The following is a 14,745-nucleotide window of genomic DNA, read 5'->3' as shown; positions in this document are numbered from 1 at the left end:
ACGAAGAAAACGTCTCATTTCTTTTGTCCTTTCTTGTTACGGCCATTCTGAATCCAGATGGGATAACGAATAAGGATGTCTTTGATACGTTTACCGTCGAATGGTGCAATGGGATACATAAAAGGTCTCCCAAAGGATTCCAGCATGACCATGTGAATCATCAAGAAGATGATGCCAAACGCAAACCCAACAAAACCTAACAGTCCGGTAATGAATAGTAAGAGGTAACGAATGATCCGGAAGGGGAGGCTGGAGCTGTATCTCGGAATGGAATATGCCGCTACTCCCGTTAAAGAAACCACGATAATGATCGGCGTTGAGATGATGCCGGCTTCTACGGCGGCTTGGCCGATAACCAGCGCACCGAGAATGCTAACGACTGGTCCGAGCTGGTTGGGAAGATGAACGCCGGCTTCCTGCAGGGCATCAAACACAAACAGCATGAGGAATACCTCGATTACGGTTGGAAATGGAGAGCTTTCTCTGGCTGTTGAAATCCCGATCATGAGGTAACTGGGCACCATCTCCGGATGAAAGGTTGACAGCGCGACATAAATGGCGGGCAAGGCGAACGAAATAAAGGTCATCATGTATCGGATCGAGCGGGTGAGTATGACATAGATAAACCTCTCGAAATAATCATCCGCGGATTGAAGTCCCGACCAGAACGTAATGGGGAGAATCAGAGCAAATGGAGAACCGTTTGTTAAAATTGCAACTTTTCCTTCCAATAAACTTGCCGCAACGATATCTGGACGTTCCGTGTTTTGCACCTGTGAGAAGAGGGAGAAGGAGTTTCCTTCTATCCATTCTTCGATATAAGCGGAATCGATAATAGCTTCAGTTTCAATGTTATTGATCTTTTCTCTAACCTGCGTCATCACGGTTTCTTCCGCAAGGCCTTGCACATAGACAAGCGCAACATCGGTTTGCGTATATTTGCCTACCGTGAAGGATTCCAGCTTAAGATCCTTGTGAATGATCCGGCGTCTGATCATCGTTGTATTCGTGCGCAGACTTTCGACAAAGCTTTCTTTGGAGCCGCGTAGTGCCGCTTCCTTCTTAGGCTCCTGTATGCTTCGGGTCTCAAAGTCCTGTACCTGGGCAATAAGCGCAGATGCTTCGCCCTCTACAAATACAGCCAGGCTGCCTTGCAGGATATGCTGCAGCAGCTTCTCCGTATTGTCATCGGTTTGCACGTTCGTTAACGGCAGCCAATTGCTTCTGATCATTTCCGTAAGAGACTGTAGCCGATCCAATCCATCGGGCAGCTCGCCCATAATTAGAGGCTTCAGAATATTCTCTTCCACGCTCTGTACCCGAATCATGCCGTCTAAATAAGCGATGAAGAGCAAAGTGTCATCCTTGAGCTTGAAGGAGCGGATGATGAAGTCCGAGCAATGATGAAATTGTTCTCTTAAGTAGGCTTCGTTCTCCCCAATGCTAGCACTCAAAATCATGATGATCACCTCGATTTCATAAGCGGTCCGATGCACATGGATATTATGACCAATTCGCGAATAGGGTATGCAAATCAAGGATTTCAAAGGGGATTTGATGCTATAGAAAGAATAGTTATACCATAAGTGAGGCAAACCAATATCATTCATCTTTTTAGGGGGACAAAATGGAAGTTTTTGCAGCATTCATAGCGGGGATTGATAATCCGACACACCGGGAACGAACAGAAGAAGTGTTGACTTGGGTGACAAATACGTTTCCCCAATTAGAACAGAAGATCGGATGGAATCAGCCGATGTTCACCGATCACGACACTTATATTATCGGGTTTAGCGTAGCCAAACCGCATTTGGCTGTTGCTCCGGAGAGGGCAGGGATGATTCGATTCGCTGAAGAGATCAAGGAAGCGGGTTACGATCAAACCAATTTATTGCTTCGCATCCGTTGGGACAAACCCGTGGATTACCGCTTACTTGAGCGGATAATAACTTTTAATGTCGAGGACAAGGCGGATTGTACAACGTTTTGGCGAAAATAGCATGCGTTTAATGGCATTAATCAAACCAAGGCGGAGTAATCCGCCTTGGTTTTTATTTATAATAGAGAGATACTCAGTTCCTTGATTTTGCCGTCCGATAGCTGGAAGGAATGCTTCATTAACAACGGAGCGGGTAAATTCGTTTTGTCAAAATCACCATCGACGGAAGCAATCACATGATAGGTTCCATCCTTCTTCGCGATATCGATAATCTTGAATTGAACATGAACATCAAACACTTCCGCTTTGATCCATCCCGCAATGGCCTTTATGCCGCTAATAGCGCGTCCATTGTCTTGAACATAGGCATTGTCGTCAAACGCTGCAAGAAATGCCTCGGGCTTCGCTTCATTAGATGCCGCGAAATAAGCATGAACCGATTCAGGCAATCGAATCATTTCCTAACCCCCTCTATAATCATGCCACGATAAACTCCGCCGTTAAGCCGGTGCACAAGAGCTTCCTGGTAAGCCGGACTATAATACCAGGCCTTGGCTTCCTCAAAGCTCGGAAATTCAAGCAAAGCAGCTCCTTCGACTTCAGGTCCTTCAATCACTTCATACGTTTCATACATGGACAGCGGTTTTACCGGATGACCTGTCAAGCCAGCAGGGGCTTTTGAAGAGTATCTCTTTAATGCTTCCGTGTCGTTTGTTTGCTCTCTTATAAAAATAACGTAAGCAGGCATTATGTTTGCAACTCCCATACATGAATTTCTTACGGACAAGTTCATCATAACCCTTACCTTTTCAATCGTAAAATTCATTATTTTCATAAAATCAATTACTTTCATTCATGAGTAACCTTGTATCAATCATTAGCAAAATGTATGATAACATCAATAATCATGAATCAAGCTTATGTAGGAGGAAAGCCTGTGGAATTAACGCAGTTGGAATATTTTCTGGAAGTAGCCCGCATGGAGCATCTGACAAAAGCGGCAGAAGCCTTGTCCATTACTCAGCCTGCGCTGAGTCATTCCATCTCCAAGCTGGAAGCCGAGCTTGGCGTGCCGCTATTTGAACGGAAGGGCAGGAACCTTCAAATTAACCGGTATGGGATCATGTTCTCCAAGCATGTGGAGAGAATACTGTATGAGGTCGCGCGCGGGAAACAGGAGATTGTGGAATACTCCAGTCCGGATACGGGCATTATCCATCTTTCTTACTTAAATATCTTGGGCGTGGACTTGATTCCCCGTTTGATTCGCGCTTACCAGCTGGCTTATCCCAAAGTTAGATTTGAACTGGCGCAAGGGGATAAAGGAGCCGTCAAGGAGCATGTCGAGAGCGGCCAGTCGGATTTGATGATTACATCGGAAAGACCTGATTCTGACTTATACGAATGGGTTCCGATGATGGCCATGCCATTATATCTTGTTGTCTCCACCGACCATCCGTTAGCGGAACGGGAATCCGTCCATTTGGCAGAGATCACCGGCGAACCCTTTGTTGGCCTGAAGCATAATTGCTCTTTAAAGGATTCCCTGCTGGCTCGCGTTCACCATTTGAACTTTACGCTAGCCTCAAGTTACGACGCCGACGATCTTCAGACCGTAGCAGGCTTTGTAGCCGCCGGGCTTGGCGTATCCGTGCTGCCCAAGACAGCCGGTCTGAACCTGGATGGATTGAGATGGATACCGATTAAGGAACAAGGCTGGATGTGGGAGGTCGGTCTTCATTTGAAGAAGGACCGTTTCTTGTCGCCTGCAACGGAGCGGTTTGTGGCTTACCTGAAAGAGAAGGGGCCGTTTTAATGGAATCCATTCCATAAACAAGCAGGAGAGTGCTATACCCGAGTGGAATTATAGCGATATCCCTTATTGCAGGAGGCTGCGGCATGCTGAAGCTATTCGAATATAACTGGCAGGTTCGTAAAGATTGGTTTGATTGGTGCGGCAAGGTGGATAAAGAAGAATTACTGAAAAAACGCACCGGCGGAATCGGATATATTCTTCCTACTCTATATCATATTGTTGCTGTCGAATACGGCTGGATTTGCGGCGGAATTCAAGAAAAGGCAATAGAAATTCCGTCGTTCCAGGATGTGGCCAGCTTGCAGCAAGTGATTGAATTCTCCTCTTCCTGCCACACGGAAATCGCGCCTTTCGTTATCGCATGGAATGACAGCCTGGAAGACCGCATTATGATTGATATTACGGATGAAGGGGAACGGGAAGCGCATCGGTACGGCGAAGTCATGCGGCATCTGATCGCTCATGAAATCCACCATGTCGGTCAATTGTCCGTTTGGGCAAGAGAGATTGGCAAGGAACCGGTTTCCGCAAATTTCGTTGGCAGAGGGTTGTTCGCGTAAGTACAAATCGATGACGAAGGAGTTTGGTCTAGCATGGAGCTTGGATTGAAGGGCAAAAGGGCCATCATCACGGGTGGCAGCAAAGGGATCGGATTGGAAACCGCCTTGCTGCTTGCAAAGGAAGGTGCACAAGTAGCCATTGTTGCTAGGAACAAGGAATCCCTGCAAGAAGCGGCGGCGAAAATCGCGGCCAAGACGGGAACGGAGCCGCTTGTCATCTCGGCTGATGCATCCGCGGAAGCCGATGCGGAACGCGCGGTAGCAGCGGCTGCCGAGCACTTCGGGGGGATCGATATTCTGGTTAACAACGCGGGCACCTCAGCGGCGAAACCGTTCGAAGCGGTGGATGCTGCTGCTTGGTCGGCGGATTTGGATTTAAAGCTGTTTGGCTCGATCCATTTCACTCGTGCAGCACTGCCGTATTTGAAGCAAGGCGGCAATGGCGCAATCGTGAATGTTACCGCAATAGGTGGTAAAACGCCTTCGGGCTCGTCGCTTCCGACTTCCGTTAGCCGTGCAGCGGGCCTTGCGCTAACAAAAGCAATGAGCAAGGATCTGGCCGCTGACGGCATCCGCGTGAACGCGGTCTGCATCGGTTTGATTCGCAGCGATCAGATCGAACGGATGTGGCAGGCATCCGCACCGCATCTGACATGGGATGAATTCGCGGCGGATCCAAGGCACGATATTCCGCTTAGACGGATTGGCCGTACGGAGGAAGCCGCTAATGTCATTGCCTTCCTCGTATCTGACGCTGCGTCATACGTAACCGGGACATCGGTTAATATTGACGGAGGCAAAGCGGCGGTTCTTTAGTTGGGTATAATATAAGCAGGAATAACAAAGTCGCGTAAATCGCGGCTTTTTATTTTTCTTCAACAAGGCGGCAAATGGAACATATTCATTCTTTACTGATCGTTCTTAAACGGATATGATGGAGGAAAGGGAGGTATGGAATATGGCTAGACCAAGAGAATTTGATCAGGATGCTGTTCTTCAGAAAGCAATGGAGCTGTTCTGGCAGAAAGGCTATGAACGTACTTCGATTCAGGATTTAGTCGAGCATACCGGAGTTCACAGAGGCAGCTTGTACGATACATTCGGGGATAAAAATCAGCTTTTTCTAACTTGCCTGGATCGGTTCAGGGACACGACGAGGAACCGGGCATACACCATTCTTGAAGAAGACGGATCCGCCAAAGAATTATTAGGACGGTATTTCGAACGACTGATCGATATCGCGATGAGTGATGACAACGGACGGCGAGGCTGTCTGATTGCGAATACGGCCATGGAGATGGGGAAGGTGGACCCCGTTGTTTCATTCCGCATTGAGGCCTATACATTGGATATGGAGATGAATTTTCATAAATTTTTGATGCGCGCTCAGCAGCAAGGGGAGCTCAAAACAAAGCATACGGTACAAGAAGCGGCCAGATTTCTTTTAAATACGAGAAACGGACTCTATGTGCTCGCGAAAATCGCTACAGACCGCAAAGTACTGGAAGATGCTGCGAAGGTAGCGATGTCAATTCTTGTCTAATGCGCATAAAATTATAATTGACTAATCGTTCTTAAATTCATATACTAAGACTTGTGGAAATCAAGTCTGTATGAGTGTTTAAGAACAACTATTCTTTAAACTAAATTGTTCATTAGCTGTCTCAGGATGATTTTGTCGACAAGCTAATGACAATTTTTTTGGACTATTAAAGAATGATTGTTCTTTAATATGATTTTTGAATCTGGTCACAATATAAACAATGGAGAGAGAGGCTAAACCATGAAAACCATATCTTCAAAAACATCCTTTTGGATAGTCGCTTGGGTGCTTACGGTCAGCTTGTGGTCAAGTACGGCACCATCAATTGAATTTCCGGTTTATGCTCTGCAGTGGCATCTTTCCAAAGCAGTTACGACTGGCATATTCTCGATTTACCCGATCGTCCTTATCCTGGTCCTTTTCTTGTTAGGGAACATCTCGGACTACATTGGACGCAGGAACACCTTAATTACCGGACTTCTTTTTCTCTTGATCGGCGCATTGGTGTTCGCAACGGCCCAAAACGTATTCTGGCTGTTTGCCGGACGTGTATTCCAAGGCTTGGGCGTGGGGTTAACGGCTGGTTCGGGGGCTGCCGCGCTTGTTGAATTTAACCCTTCGCCCAACAAAAAGCTGCCAGGGTCCATTAACACGATAACGCAAGCGGTTGGTCTGTTTCTTGCAACCATTGTTGGAGCCGCACTTATTAAATATGCTCCTTCGCCGTTATATTTCAGCTATTGGGTACTTGCCGTTCTTGTGCTTGCCAGCATCATCCTGTGCTTGTTCCTTCCGAAAGGAACAACAACGCAAGCCGCAGTAAAACCTGCTTTCAAATTGCAGGGTGTAAAAGTACCGAAAGGGCTATGGGGCGTTTATCTTTTGGCTGGCTTGGCAATAGGCACCGGATTTGCAAACGGAGCATTATTGTTATCGCTTGGAGCACAAATTGCCCGTGACGTTATTGGTACGCAAGATATCCTTGTTATCGGAACCGTATTGTCCATCTCGTATTTGCTCGCATCGGTAAGCGCAACGATTGCCGGAAGATTAAAACCCGTCATTTCGATTCGTATAGGCATGGCTTCCATTGCGGTTGCAACCGTTCTGCTTATTTCCGCGGCGGTTAACCATTCCTTCCTGCTGTTTATGAGCTCGTCCGTCCTTGGCGGACTTGCGTATGGGTTCTCGGCTTCCGGAGCAATTGGGCTTGCCGCAATCAATTCGCCTGTCCAGAACCGCGTTCAGTTCTTGTCAGCGGTATTAGTTGCCGCTTATTTGTTCCAAGGCACCAGCGCTTATGGCGGAGGCGTTGCCTCCAGCACGCTTGGCTTCAGCTCGGCGATCTGGCTGATGGCCATTATTATTGGGATTCTTGCTCTTGTCACACTGTTATTTACCGCAAGAAAAGGCAAAGAGGCGGAAGCTATTCCGGCTAAACCTGCTAAAGCCTAATAGGAATAACAAAGGGATGTCCAATTCGGACATCCCTTTGTTTGAATAAGCAATAGTTGTGCTGGTACGGGAAAATCATGACAATAAATTGTCATGGTAAGTACAGCATGGATGATGGCCATTTAAACCGTTGGCACTGTTCCACCGTCTATCACATATTCGCTGCCCGTAATGGAAGCTGCACGGTCAGACACCAAGAAGGCGGCAAGCTCTGCCACTTCTTCTGGCAGCCCTGGACGGCCGATTGGTATGCCGCCGAGCGAATTCATCAACTCTTGCAGTGCAGCTTCGCGGCTGCCTGCGACTGTTGCAATCCTGTCGATCATGCGGTCCGCCGCTTCCGTCTGAATGAAGCCCGGCGCGATTGTATTCACACGAATCCCTTGCGGCGAGAACTCCTTGGATAAACCTTTGCTGTAGTTGGTCAATGCCGCTTTAGCCGCGGCGTATGCCAAAGTTGTCTCATACAGCGGCATTTTCCTCTGAATCGAGCTTACATGGATTATGACGCCTTTGCCTTGCGCAACCATCATTGGCAGCAGATTTCTGTCCAATCGAACGGAGCCAAACAGATTCAGATTAAACGCAGTCAGCCAATCGTCCTCGGTTAACGCAAGGGCACCGCCGGGAGGCGTTGAAGAACCTCCAACCGTATTGATAAGAATATCGATGCCGCCAAGCTTTTCTTGCACGGCATCCACGAGCAGGGCAGTTCCTTCAGGTTTTGTAATATCGGCTTGAGAGAAGTGGACGCCCGGAATATCGTAATCGGCTGGAATCGTACGCGCCGTAGTAAGCACCGTGGCACCGGCTCCCGCCAGCCGCTTCACGATCGCGTAACCCATTCCTTTTGTTCCGCCTGTAATAAGTGCTCGTTTGCCTTTGAATTCATTCTCATAAGCTGCATAAGTTGTCGTCATTCATAAAGCCTCCCAGATGTTTTTTTTGAGTAATCTCTCTCACATCTGTAAGCTTACGCCTGTTCGAATCATTAGTCTAATTTATAATAATAATTAAATTAATGAATTTTGCTCATGATAATTTGGGTTTTGGTCTTAAAAAAATAATAGTGATTAGAAACAGTAACGGGATGTAGGCAAAGTTAAACCATAATCCCATTACATTCGCGAATTTCTCCAATGCGCTGATCTCGGTTCGTTCTTTAAACATAAGCGCGATGATGAACAGGACTATCAGAACGATCGGTAAGGACAATCGAGGCTTAAGCGTAGTCACTCGTTTGATAATTCTTGTACAGCACCAAATGGGGATGCAAACCGTAGGTATGATCACCAGAACCCACATAAAGATATAAAGGAATTCAAACCGGGCAATAAAGGATAACTCAATGATCTTGGTCATTGCCAAGGTTGGCCATAGGGTATGCTGCAGTAATCCCTGGCTGAAGTACATAACGGTTACAAGGATGATTACCACATATTTAATGGTGGTATAGAGTAAAGCAAAATGCGCCCATTTTCTGTTTTTATCAGGTTGTTTCAAAAATGGAAAGTAAATAAGCAAACACTCAATCCCAAAAAAAATGTAACTGGAGATTCCGGCCCCTTTAAGCAAATCCAGCAGAGAATGGTTAAGTACCGGCATGATACGATGAAAATCGCCTTGTTGAAACGGAATGTAGAACAGAAATAGCAAAGGAATCGTGAGCATGAAGAAAAAGCTGACTCCCGCAACAACTCTAAATCCGCCGGATACGAAATAATAAATCATCAGTATCATTAGCCCGGCAATAGCCCATGTTTTTAGAGCTGGAAATACCCACACATGAATGATTTCAATGTAAGCCCGCAGGAAGAATAGTGCCATTATAAAGTAATAGCCGACTAACAGCAGAGAAATGACGTTACCCAGCCATGTTCCGAAAATGCTCCGATTTACATCAATCACGTCTTTTGCCGGATGACCAAGCATCTTGTAGATCATCCAGACGATAAGATGCAGGCTTAATCCCATTAGGAGAATGGATATCCATGCATCATGCCCGGCTTCTCCAGCCACAAGACATTGAAAATTAAAAATCGCCGCGGCGGTTTGCGAAACGCTGATTAGAAAGAACACAAAATATCCGGAAATGGTATGGTTTTCTTTTACTGCCTTCTGCACGTATTACCCAACCCCTGAGTGTAAGATGATAATCTTCGTCTGAACTTCAAAATTCAAATGAGGATAGATTCTCTCGTAAAAATCTTTCTCATTAAAGTTTCTATGATGCCAGCTATATTGCTCTCCGAAGCCGACAGGATCGACCTTGTTTTTTTGCAGACGGATAAGCATTGCCTTCATTTCCGAGGATAATTTTTCTCCGATGAGCTTCTTTAACTCATACAAATCTTGACTGTTCTGAATATTTATTCTCTCCGGAATTTCTCTAAGAGCAATGTATATTTCTAAGCTTATCGACGTATTCCCGTTTTGTGCGATGCTTAGCTTTTTATTGCCATGCATGATGACGAAGGAATACATATCCTTAGAGCTTGTCTTGAAATCATATTCGCCGGTTAGCGATTTGTCCCTGAGAATTTTCAAATACAATCCTTCTTGTTGCGTTAACCATAGCTTTAATTCGTTCCCTCCATAGATGGCGACGCCATCCATATGCAATTTGCCATGATCAATATTGATAACGGGTAAATAAACATCCTGGCCTGCTCCGTAATACTGATTAACAAAGGAATGGTAATTGGCAACAGGGATGTTTCCATGATACATGTTGTTGTCGATTAGCTCTGATAAGTAAAAGGGTGGTGTCTTTACCGTTTCGGATATGATTTGGCTGGCCTTTTGTCTTGTTATAACAATGTGAGCATTGCTGCTTTTAATTGATTCTCGATTAATGATGTTCGCAAGCTCGGAAATAGTTTCTCTAGCGAATTTTTCGCTAATGACCAAGGTGCGCATTTGACCGCTTTCGATAGGTTGAGAAGACTGTGAAGTCAGAGTCGTAAAAATCCCGTACGTAACTTTAGACTCGGCGGTCATAGGCGAGACATCTTGCTCCCGGGTAGCTTTAATATAGTTAGGAAAAGAAGCGCTTATCTTATAAGTATCGCCTTCGAGATCAACGCCCATGCTTTGAATAATATTAATCCGATTAACGATTCTCTCTTGTGAGCATCCGCCTAATAAGAGACAACAGAAAAGAGCCAGTATACAGCTTTTCATGAATTTCTTACTCCAATCTGCGCAACATTATTCGTTATTATAATCATCTTCAATATCCTTGTTTTTTTGTAAGGTGTATCTTTTCTTAGAGATCGGACGATTAAATAAAGTTCGATCTGAACTAAAGGAATAGGAAAGGCGGATAATGTTATCCCTTAAGCTTTTGAATCGAAAAGGGAATAGAGGAACGAGATACGGCGCACCTAGCGATTTCAAACGCAGCAGATGCCCCAGAATAAACATGATCCCGATCATGATCCCTAAACCACCCCAACAGGAGGCCAAAACGATTAGAGGAAAACGCAAAAACCTTATCGTATTCGACAGTTTAAAAGTTGGCGTGGTAAAAGAGGCTAGAGCCGACAGCGAGACGATAATAAGCAGAATATTACTTGTTAACCCCGCTTGCACCGCTGCTTGTCCAAGAATAATACCACCTACAATGCCTAAGGTTTGACTGACCTTTGATGGCAATCGAGCCCCGGCTTCACGCAATAGTTCCACTACGATTTCGAGGAACAGAACTTCCAGCAAAGGAGGGAAGGGAACATTTACTCTCGATTCAATGATCGGACCTAATAGATCTCTGGGGATGATGGTGTAATGAAAAGTGAGAATAGCTACATAATAGGAAGTAGCTAAGGTGGAGAACACTATCCCAAAGTAACGAATCAGGCGAAAAAACGAGCCCAATATCCATGGAAGATAGTAATCCTCCGGAGAAATAATAAAGTTAAATATATTGGCAGGTCCTGTTATTACAACAGGTGAACCGTCGCACAGAATAGCCACTTCCCCGTTCAACAGGGAATACATAATCCGGTCCAAGCGTTCGCTATGTAGAAATAACGGGAACGGTGAATTCGAATGATCCGTAATCAGCTGCTCCAATAGGGAGCTTTCAAAAACGACATCAAAATCTAAATCCACGAGCCTTTGTCTGACCGTATTTACATATTGAGGATTAGTAATCCCATCCATGTAGGCTATTACGATTTTGGTTTTTGAGACTGAGCCAATAATATGCTCTTCAAAAATAAGCTTAGGAGTTCCAAGTCCTCTTCGAAGTATAGTTAAATTTGTATTTAAATTTTCTACAAAACCAACCTTTGGACCGATAACAGAGAATTCATTCTCAGTATCGTTATACCCGCGATGGCCAAGTTTTAATTCCGCTATATCTATAAGAAGTCCTTCGTTTAGATGCGGCTCAAGCTGGATAAAGACGGAGCCTTGTGCTAAGCTTTGCGATATTTCTTCTATAGTAGAAGACACTTTGATGGCCTCATTGGGAATCAATGCTTTTAAATCATTTATGCTGTTGATCTCGCATTCCGAAATATGAATGTAAGAGAGCAGATCATGGTGAAATTGCTCATGGCTAATAAGAGAATTAAAGTAAGAAAAGTGGATACAGGTATTGTTTACTTTTATGGTTGTTTGCAGATAATCCACCGATTTGGAGATTTCACTTAAAGCTTTATGTAAGTTAGGAGTCATTCCGTTCACACCACCTGTCTACAAGAAAATAACTCGTCTTATTATGAGGTGCTGCTCTGGAAGTTATACCCTTAATTTAACAAATGAGCGAGTTGATGAAGGATAAGGAAGCGTTCACAACGAAGTTGTCAATTAAAGGGGGAAGCAAGGTTGAAATCGAAATTAATCGTTATTGACGGTATGCCGGGTTCGGGTAAAACGACAAGCGCAATTATGGTATCCGAGCAGCTGACTAAGCTAGGCGTAGCCAATCACTGCCTCCTGGAGGGAGAACCCAATCATCCGCTGTTAATACTCGACCGCCAATTTGATTCATTGGAGAACGAGGAAGAAGCGGACGAATTTATTGCCCTGATTCAATCCCGGTACAAGTCTTTTGCAGAAGATAAGCGGAAGAGAGAAGAGGTCACCATCATTGAAAGCGTCATGCTCCAGGATACGATCAATACCTCCTTCCACATGGGAATGAATCGAGAGAAGCTGCGTCAGTTATCAGCTTCCATGCAGGAGATATTGTCGCCTTTGACACCGGCCTTGATCTACTATTATCAATTAAATCCTGAAGCTCAGTGGCGATATATTTGCGGTATCCGCGGTAATGAATGGGGACCTGTATCCTTCACGTCGGATGATGATTTTCGTGAAGCGGGGGAGCTGTGGAGTGGAAGTCAGGCATTTGTACGCGCGATCATAGACTCATGGCAAGTTCCGAAGCTCATCATCGAGAACTCGGAGTACAAGTGGGATGAATACAGGGAGAGAATAGAGGATTTCATCAGTAAACAGTAAGAAGGAGGGCATATAATGCGAACGGATTACAACAACTGGAAGCCATTATCTATAATGGAGATCAATGAAATTTTCAGCAGGATCCCGGTAAAGTGGTGTATAGCCGGTGGCTGGGCATTGGATCTCCATTATGGAAGTCAGACAAGAGAGCACAGCGACATTGACGTGATCATCACCCGCAAGGATCAATTAGTGGTGTTTGATTGTTTAAGTCCAAGCTGGATATTGTACCGAGCGGAGAATGGCAAGCTTTCTCTTTGGAAGGGAGAATACTTGGACAAGACAAATGATATATGGGTAAGTAAAAGTGAAGAGAGCTCATTTATGTACCAAATGATGATCATGAACACGGAAGAAGATAATTGGATATATAAAAGAGAAAGAACCGTTCAAAGGTCAATCCATGAACTTTTTCTTACGACAAAAGATGGAATTCCCTATTTGAGACCAGAGGTTCAGCTTCTCCATAAAGGGGGTTCTTCAGTTCTTAGGGAAAAGGATCATAATGATTTGAAAACGATGCTCCCCGTACTTTTACCGCACGAGAAAGAGTGGCTAAAGGCCAGTTTAACTCGGCAGTTCCCTCAAGGTCATGCTTGGATAAAGCTTATTTAAGCCTTAATTCATTACAAAGACGCACTCCGGAGGATGAACATGAATAATTCGCAAATTTCATCTCATAAGGCTAAGATTTTAGTATTGGGCACCTTTCATATGGGTTCTACGCCGGATTTATTCAGTGTGGAGATTGAGAATCATCTAACGGATAAAAGGCAAGAGGAAATACTGGAGGTTATTGAACGGATCAATGCGTTTAAACCGACCAGGATCGCCGTAGAAATGGAACAACGGAACACGGATTCTATCAACGAAAAGTACAGGCGTTTTTTATCCGGAGAATACGAGCTCGAAAGTAGCGAAGTTTACCAGCTTGGCTTTCGAATAGCTGCTTCCAATCAGCTTGAAGAAATCAATTGTGTAGATTGGATGGGGCAGGGCGGTGAAAAAGGCGTCGGAGAGGTTTACGAGTGGGCTAGCGAGAACCAACCAGAACTTTTTAATTCTCTATTTGGCTGGCTGCAGCAAAATCCTTTGAGCAATAAACCAAACGAATATAGAAGCATTCTGGATATGTACCGTAACTGTAACGACCTTGATTTCCTGGAGAGAAACCATATGATGAATATTAATATTTCTCGTATTAAATCAACAGAAGAGTACATAGGGATGGATTGGTTATCGTGGTGGTATAAAAGAAATCTGATCATGTATGCAAACCTGGCCGAGTTAGCGGCTTCCTCAGATGAACGCATATTGTTTATTGTCGGAGGAGCCCATGTTCAAATCTTGTCTAATTTCTTAGCGGAAGGCGGGCTATTTGAGTTAGAAAAGACTCAACCCTATTTATGAAGTAGCCCGATTTCGATAAACGAGGTGGGCTAACATGAATTTAGCGAATAAAATTACGATCGCAAGAATAGGGTTAATCTCTGTTTTTATGTTACTCTTTCCCTTATATCCAGAATGGCTTATTTACAAATCAGCTCTTATTCAACATATTAATATCTACGGGATTTATTATGCTTCTGCTGTTTTTATACTCGCATCTGCGACTGACAAATTAGACGGACATATCGCAAGAAAATACAATCTAATAACCAATATGGGAAAGCTATTAGATCCGTTAGCGGATAAATTACTCATATCAGCAGCGTTGATCCTGATGGTTAGTCAACAGCTCATTTATGCCTGGATCGCATTTGTCATCATTGCAAGGGAAATCATTATTACGGGTATTCGAATTGTTGCCTCATCTCAACAAATTGCATTACAAGCAGATCAATTCAATTTCCATTCGATCAGCTTTTGATGTACGCAGCGCTAATCTTAACGATCTATTCAGGCTACAATTACATCAAAAATAATTATCGCTCACTCCAGCTCAATACCTGAAGCATAC

17 protein-coding genes are annotated in these 14,745 nt (G+C 44.6%); 10 read left to right on the top strand and 7 right to left on the bottom strand.

Annotated elements, in window-relative coordinates:
* Nucleotides 1-14: 14 nt before the first annotated feature.
* Nucleotides 15-1,454: a spore germination protein gene (locus M3194_RS13400; protein ID WP_397334315.1), complete on the bottom strand. Its 1,440-nt coding sequence runs from the start codon at nt 1,452-1,454 to the stop codon at nt 15-17.
* A 173-nt stretch (nt 1,455-1,627) separates the two neighbouring features.
* On the opposite strand from M3194_RS13400, the gene M3194_RS13395 reads away from it, so the two are divergent.
* Nucleotides 1,628-1,999 (top strand): iron chaperone, encoded by a 372-nt coding sequence (locus M3194_RS13395; RefSeq protein ID WP_251654580.1) that lies wholly within the window; start codon nt 1,628-1,630, stop codon nt 1,997-1,999.
* A 56-nt stretch (nt 2,000-2,055) separates the two neighbouring features.
* Here M3194_RS13395 and M3194_RS13390 read toward each other — a convergent pair whose 3' ends face one another.
* Both M3194_RS13390 and M3194_RS13385 read right to left on the bottom strand, forming a co-directional pair.
* Nucleotides 2,056-2,397, bottom strand: coding sequence for a nuclear transport factor 2 family protein (locus tag M3194_RS13390; RefSeq protein WP_251654579.1), 342 nt, complete (start codon nt 2,395-2,397; stop codon nt 2,056-2,058).
* A complete protein-coding gene (locus M3194_RS13385; RefSeq protein ID WP_251654578.1) occupies nt 2,394-2,792 on the bottom strand; it encodes a DUF1330 domain-containing protein in 399 nt (132 codons plus the stop codon). Before M3194_RS13385 ends, M3194_RS13390 begins: the two co-directional genes overlap by 4 nt.
* Nucleotides 2,793-2,876: 84 nt before the next feature.
* Here M3194_RS13385 and M3194_RS13380 point away from each other — a divergent pair, with 84 nt between their 5' ends.
* The 5 genes from M3194_RS13380 to M3194_RS13360 all read left to right on the top strand — a co-directional run bounded on the left by M3194_RS13380 (nt 2,877) and on the right by M3194_RS13360 (nt 7,313).
* Nucleotides 2,877-3,755, top strand: a complete 879-nt coding sequence (locus M3194_RS13380) for a LysR family transcriptional regulator (RefSeq protein WP_251654577.1) — start codon at nt 2,877-2,879, stop codon at nt 3,753-3,755.
* 83 nt (nt 3,756-3,838) lie between these two features.
* A complete protein-coding gene (locus tag M3194_RS13375) occupies nt 3,839-4,315 on the top strand; it encodes a DinB family protein (protein WP_251654576.1) in 477 nt (158 codons plus the stop codon).
* A gap of 33 nt (nt 4,316-4,348) precedes the next feature.
* Entirely contained in the window at nt 4,349-5,131 is a 783-nt protein-coding gene (locus M3194_RS13370; RefSeq protein ID WP_251654575.1) for an SDR family NAD(P)-dependent oxidoreductase, read from the top strand.
* A 142-nt stretch (nt 5,132-5,273) separates the two neighbouring features.
* Entirely contained in the window at nt 5,274-5,858 is a 585-nt protein-coding gene (locus M3194_RS13365) for a TetR/AcrR family transcriptional regulator (protein WP_251654574.1), read from the top strand.
* Between the two features lie 240 nt (nt 5,859-6,098).
* Entirely contained in the window at nt 6,099-7,313 is a 1,215-nt protein-coding gene (locus M3194_RS13360) for an MFS transporter (RefSeq protein WP_251654573.1), read from the top strand.
* Between the two features lie 122 nt (nt 7,314-7,435).
* Here the strand turns inward: M3194_RS13360 and M3194_RS13355 are convergent, their stop codons facing one another.
* The 4 genes from M3194_RS13355 to M3194_RS13340 form a co-directional block, all read right to left on the bottom strand.
* On the bottom strand, nt 7,436-8,233 hold the full coding sequence (locus tag M3194_RS13355) for an SDR family oxidoreductase (RefSeq protein ID WP_251654572.1): 798 nt from the start codon (nt 8,231-8,233) through the stop codon (nt 7,436-7,438).
* Between the two features lie 112 nt (nt 8,234-8,345).
* Nucleotides 8,346-9,437, bottom strand: a complete 1,092-nt coding sequence (locus M3194_RS13350) for a GerAB/ArcD/ProY family transporter (protein ID WP_251654571.1) — start codon at nt 9,435-9,437, stop codon at nt 8,346-8,348.
* 3 nt (nt 9,438-9,440) lie between these two features.
* Nucleotides 9,441-10,496, bottom strand: a complete 1,056-nt coding sequence (locus tag M3194_RS13345) for a Ger(x)C family spore germination protein (RefSeq protein WP_251654570.1) — start codon at nt 10,494-10,496, stop codon at nt 9,441-9,443.
* A gap of 27 nt (nt 10,497-10,523) precedes the next feature.
* On the bottom strand, nt 10,524-11,996 hold the full coding sequence (locus M3194_RS13340) for a spore germination protein (protein WP_251654569.1): 1,473 nt from the start codon (nt 11,994-11,996) through the stop codon (nt 10,524-10,526).
* A gap of 150 nt (nt 11,997-12,146) precedes the next feature.
* Here M3194_RS13340 and M3194_RS13335 point away from each other — a divergent pair, with 150 nt between their 5' ends.
* From M3194_RS13335 to pgsA, 4 genes are read left to right on the top strand one after another with little or no spacing between them, the layout of a single operon-like run.
* Nucleotides 12,147-12,785, top strand: coding sequence for a P-loop NTPase family protein (locus M3194_RS13335; protein WP_251654568.1), 639 nt, complete (start codon nt 12,147-12,149; stop codon nt 12,783-12,785).
* A 15-nt stretch (nt 12,786-12,800) separates the two neighbouring features.
* Nucleotides 12,801-13,400, top strand: coding sequence for a nucleotidyltransferase domain-containing protein (locus M3194_RS13330; protein WP_251654567.1), 600 nt, complete (start codon nt 12,801-12,803; stop codon nt 13,398-13,400).
* A 39-nt stretch (nt 13,401-13,439) separates the two neighbouring features.
* Nucleotides 13,440-14,195 (top strand): DUF5694 domain-containing protein, encoded by a 756-nt coding sequence (locus tag M3194_RS13325; protein ID WP_251654566.1) that lies wholly within the window; start codon nt 13,440-13,442, stop codon nt 14,193-14,195.
* A gap of 34 nt (nt 14,196-14,229) precedes the next feature.
* Entirely contained in the window at nt 14,230-14,655 is a 426-nt protein-coding gene (gene pgsA / locus M3194_RS13320; protein WP_397334314.1) for a CDP-diacylglycerol--glycerol-3-phosphate 3-phosphatidyltransferase, read from the top strand.
* Nucleotides 14,656-14,745: the final 90 nt, after the last annotated feature.

It is taken from the genome of Paenibacillus glycanilyticus (genome assembly GCF_023715145.1).
GTDB lineage: Bacteria > Bacillota > Bacilli > Paenibacillales > Paenibacillaceae > Pristimantibacillus > Pristimantibacillus glycanilyticus_A.
The sequence above is the reverse complement of the archived record's forward strand: the minus strand, read 5'-3'. Positions and strand labels throughout refer to the sequence as shown.

What these genes read in the sequence shown, in the direction of transcription:
- M3194_RS13385 (WP_251654578.1), bottom strand. Translation starts at nt 2,792, where the DNA reads ATGAAAGTAATTGATTTTATGAAAATAATGAATTTTACGATTGAAAAG.
- M3194_RS13365 (WP_251654574.1), top strand. Translation starts at nt 5,274, where the DNA reads ATGGCTAGACCAAGAGAATTTGATCAGGATGCTGTTCTTCAGAAAGCA.
- M3194_RS13370 (WP_251654575.1), top strand. Translation starts at nt 4,349, where the DNA reads ATGGAGCTTGGATTGAAGGGCAAAAGGGCCATCATCACGGGTGGCAGC.
- M3194_RS13355 (WP_251654572.1), bottom strand. Translation starts at nt 8,233, where the DNA reads ATGACGACAACTTATGCAGCTTATGAGAATGAATTCAAAGGCAAACGA.
- M3194_RS13330 (WP_251654567.1), top strand. Translation starts at nt 12,801, where the DNA reads ATGCGAACGGATTACAACAACTGGAAGCCATTATCTATAATGGAGATC.
- M3194_RS13340 (WP_251654569.1), bottom strand. Translation starts at nt 11,996, where the DNA reads ATGACTCCTAACTTACATAAAGCTTTAAGTGAAATCTCCAAATCGGTG.
- M3194_RS13395 (WP_251654580.1), top strand. Translation starts at nt 1,628, where the DNA reads ATGGAAGTTTTTGCAGCATTCATAGCGGGGATTGATAATCCGACACAC.
- pgsA (WP_397334314.1), top strand. Translation starts at nt 14,230, where the DNA reads ATGAATTTAGCGAATAAAATTACGATCGCAAGAATAGGGTTAATCTCT.
- M3194_RS13345 (WP_251654570.1), bottom strand. Translation starts at nt 10,496, where the DNA reads ATGAAAAGCTGTATACTGGCTCTTTTCTGTTGTCTCTTATTAGGCGGA.
- M3194_RS13375 (WP_251654576.1), top strand. Translation starts at nt 3,839, where the DNA reads ATGCTGAAGCTATTCGAATATAACTGGCAGGTTCGTAAAGATTGGTTT.
- M3194_RS13390 (WP_251654579.1), bottom strand. Translation starts at nt 2,397, where the DNA reads ATGATTCGATTGCCTGAATCGGTTCATGCTTATTTCGCGGCATCTAAT.
- M3194_RS13325 (WP_251654566.1), top strand. Translation starts at nt 13,440, where the DNA reads ATGAATAATTCGCAAATTTCATCTCATAAGGCTAAGATTTTAGTATTG.
- M3194_RS13360 (WP_251654573.1), top strand. Translation starts at nt 6,099, where the DNA reads ATGAAAACCATATCTTCAAAAACATCCTTTTGGATAGTCGCTTGGGTG.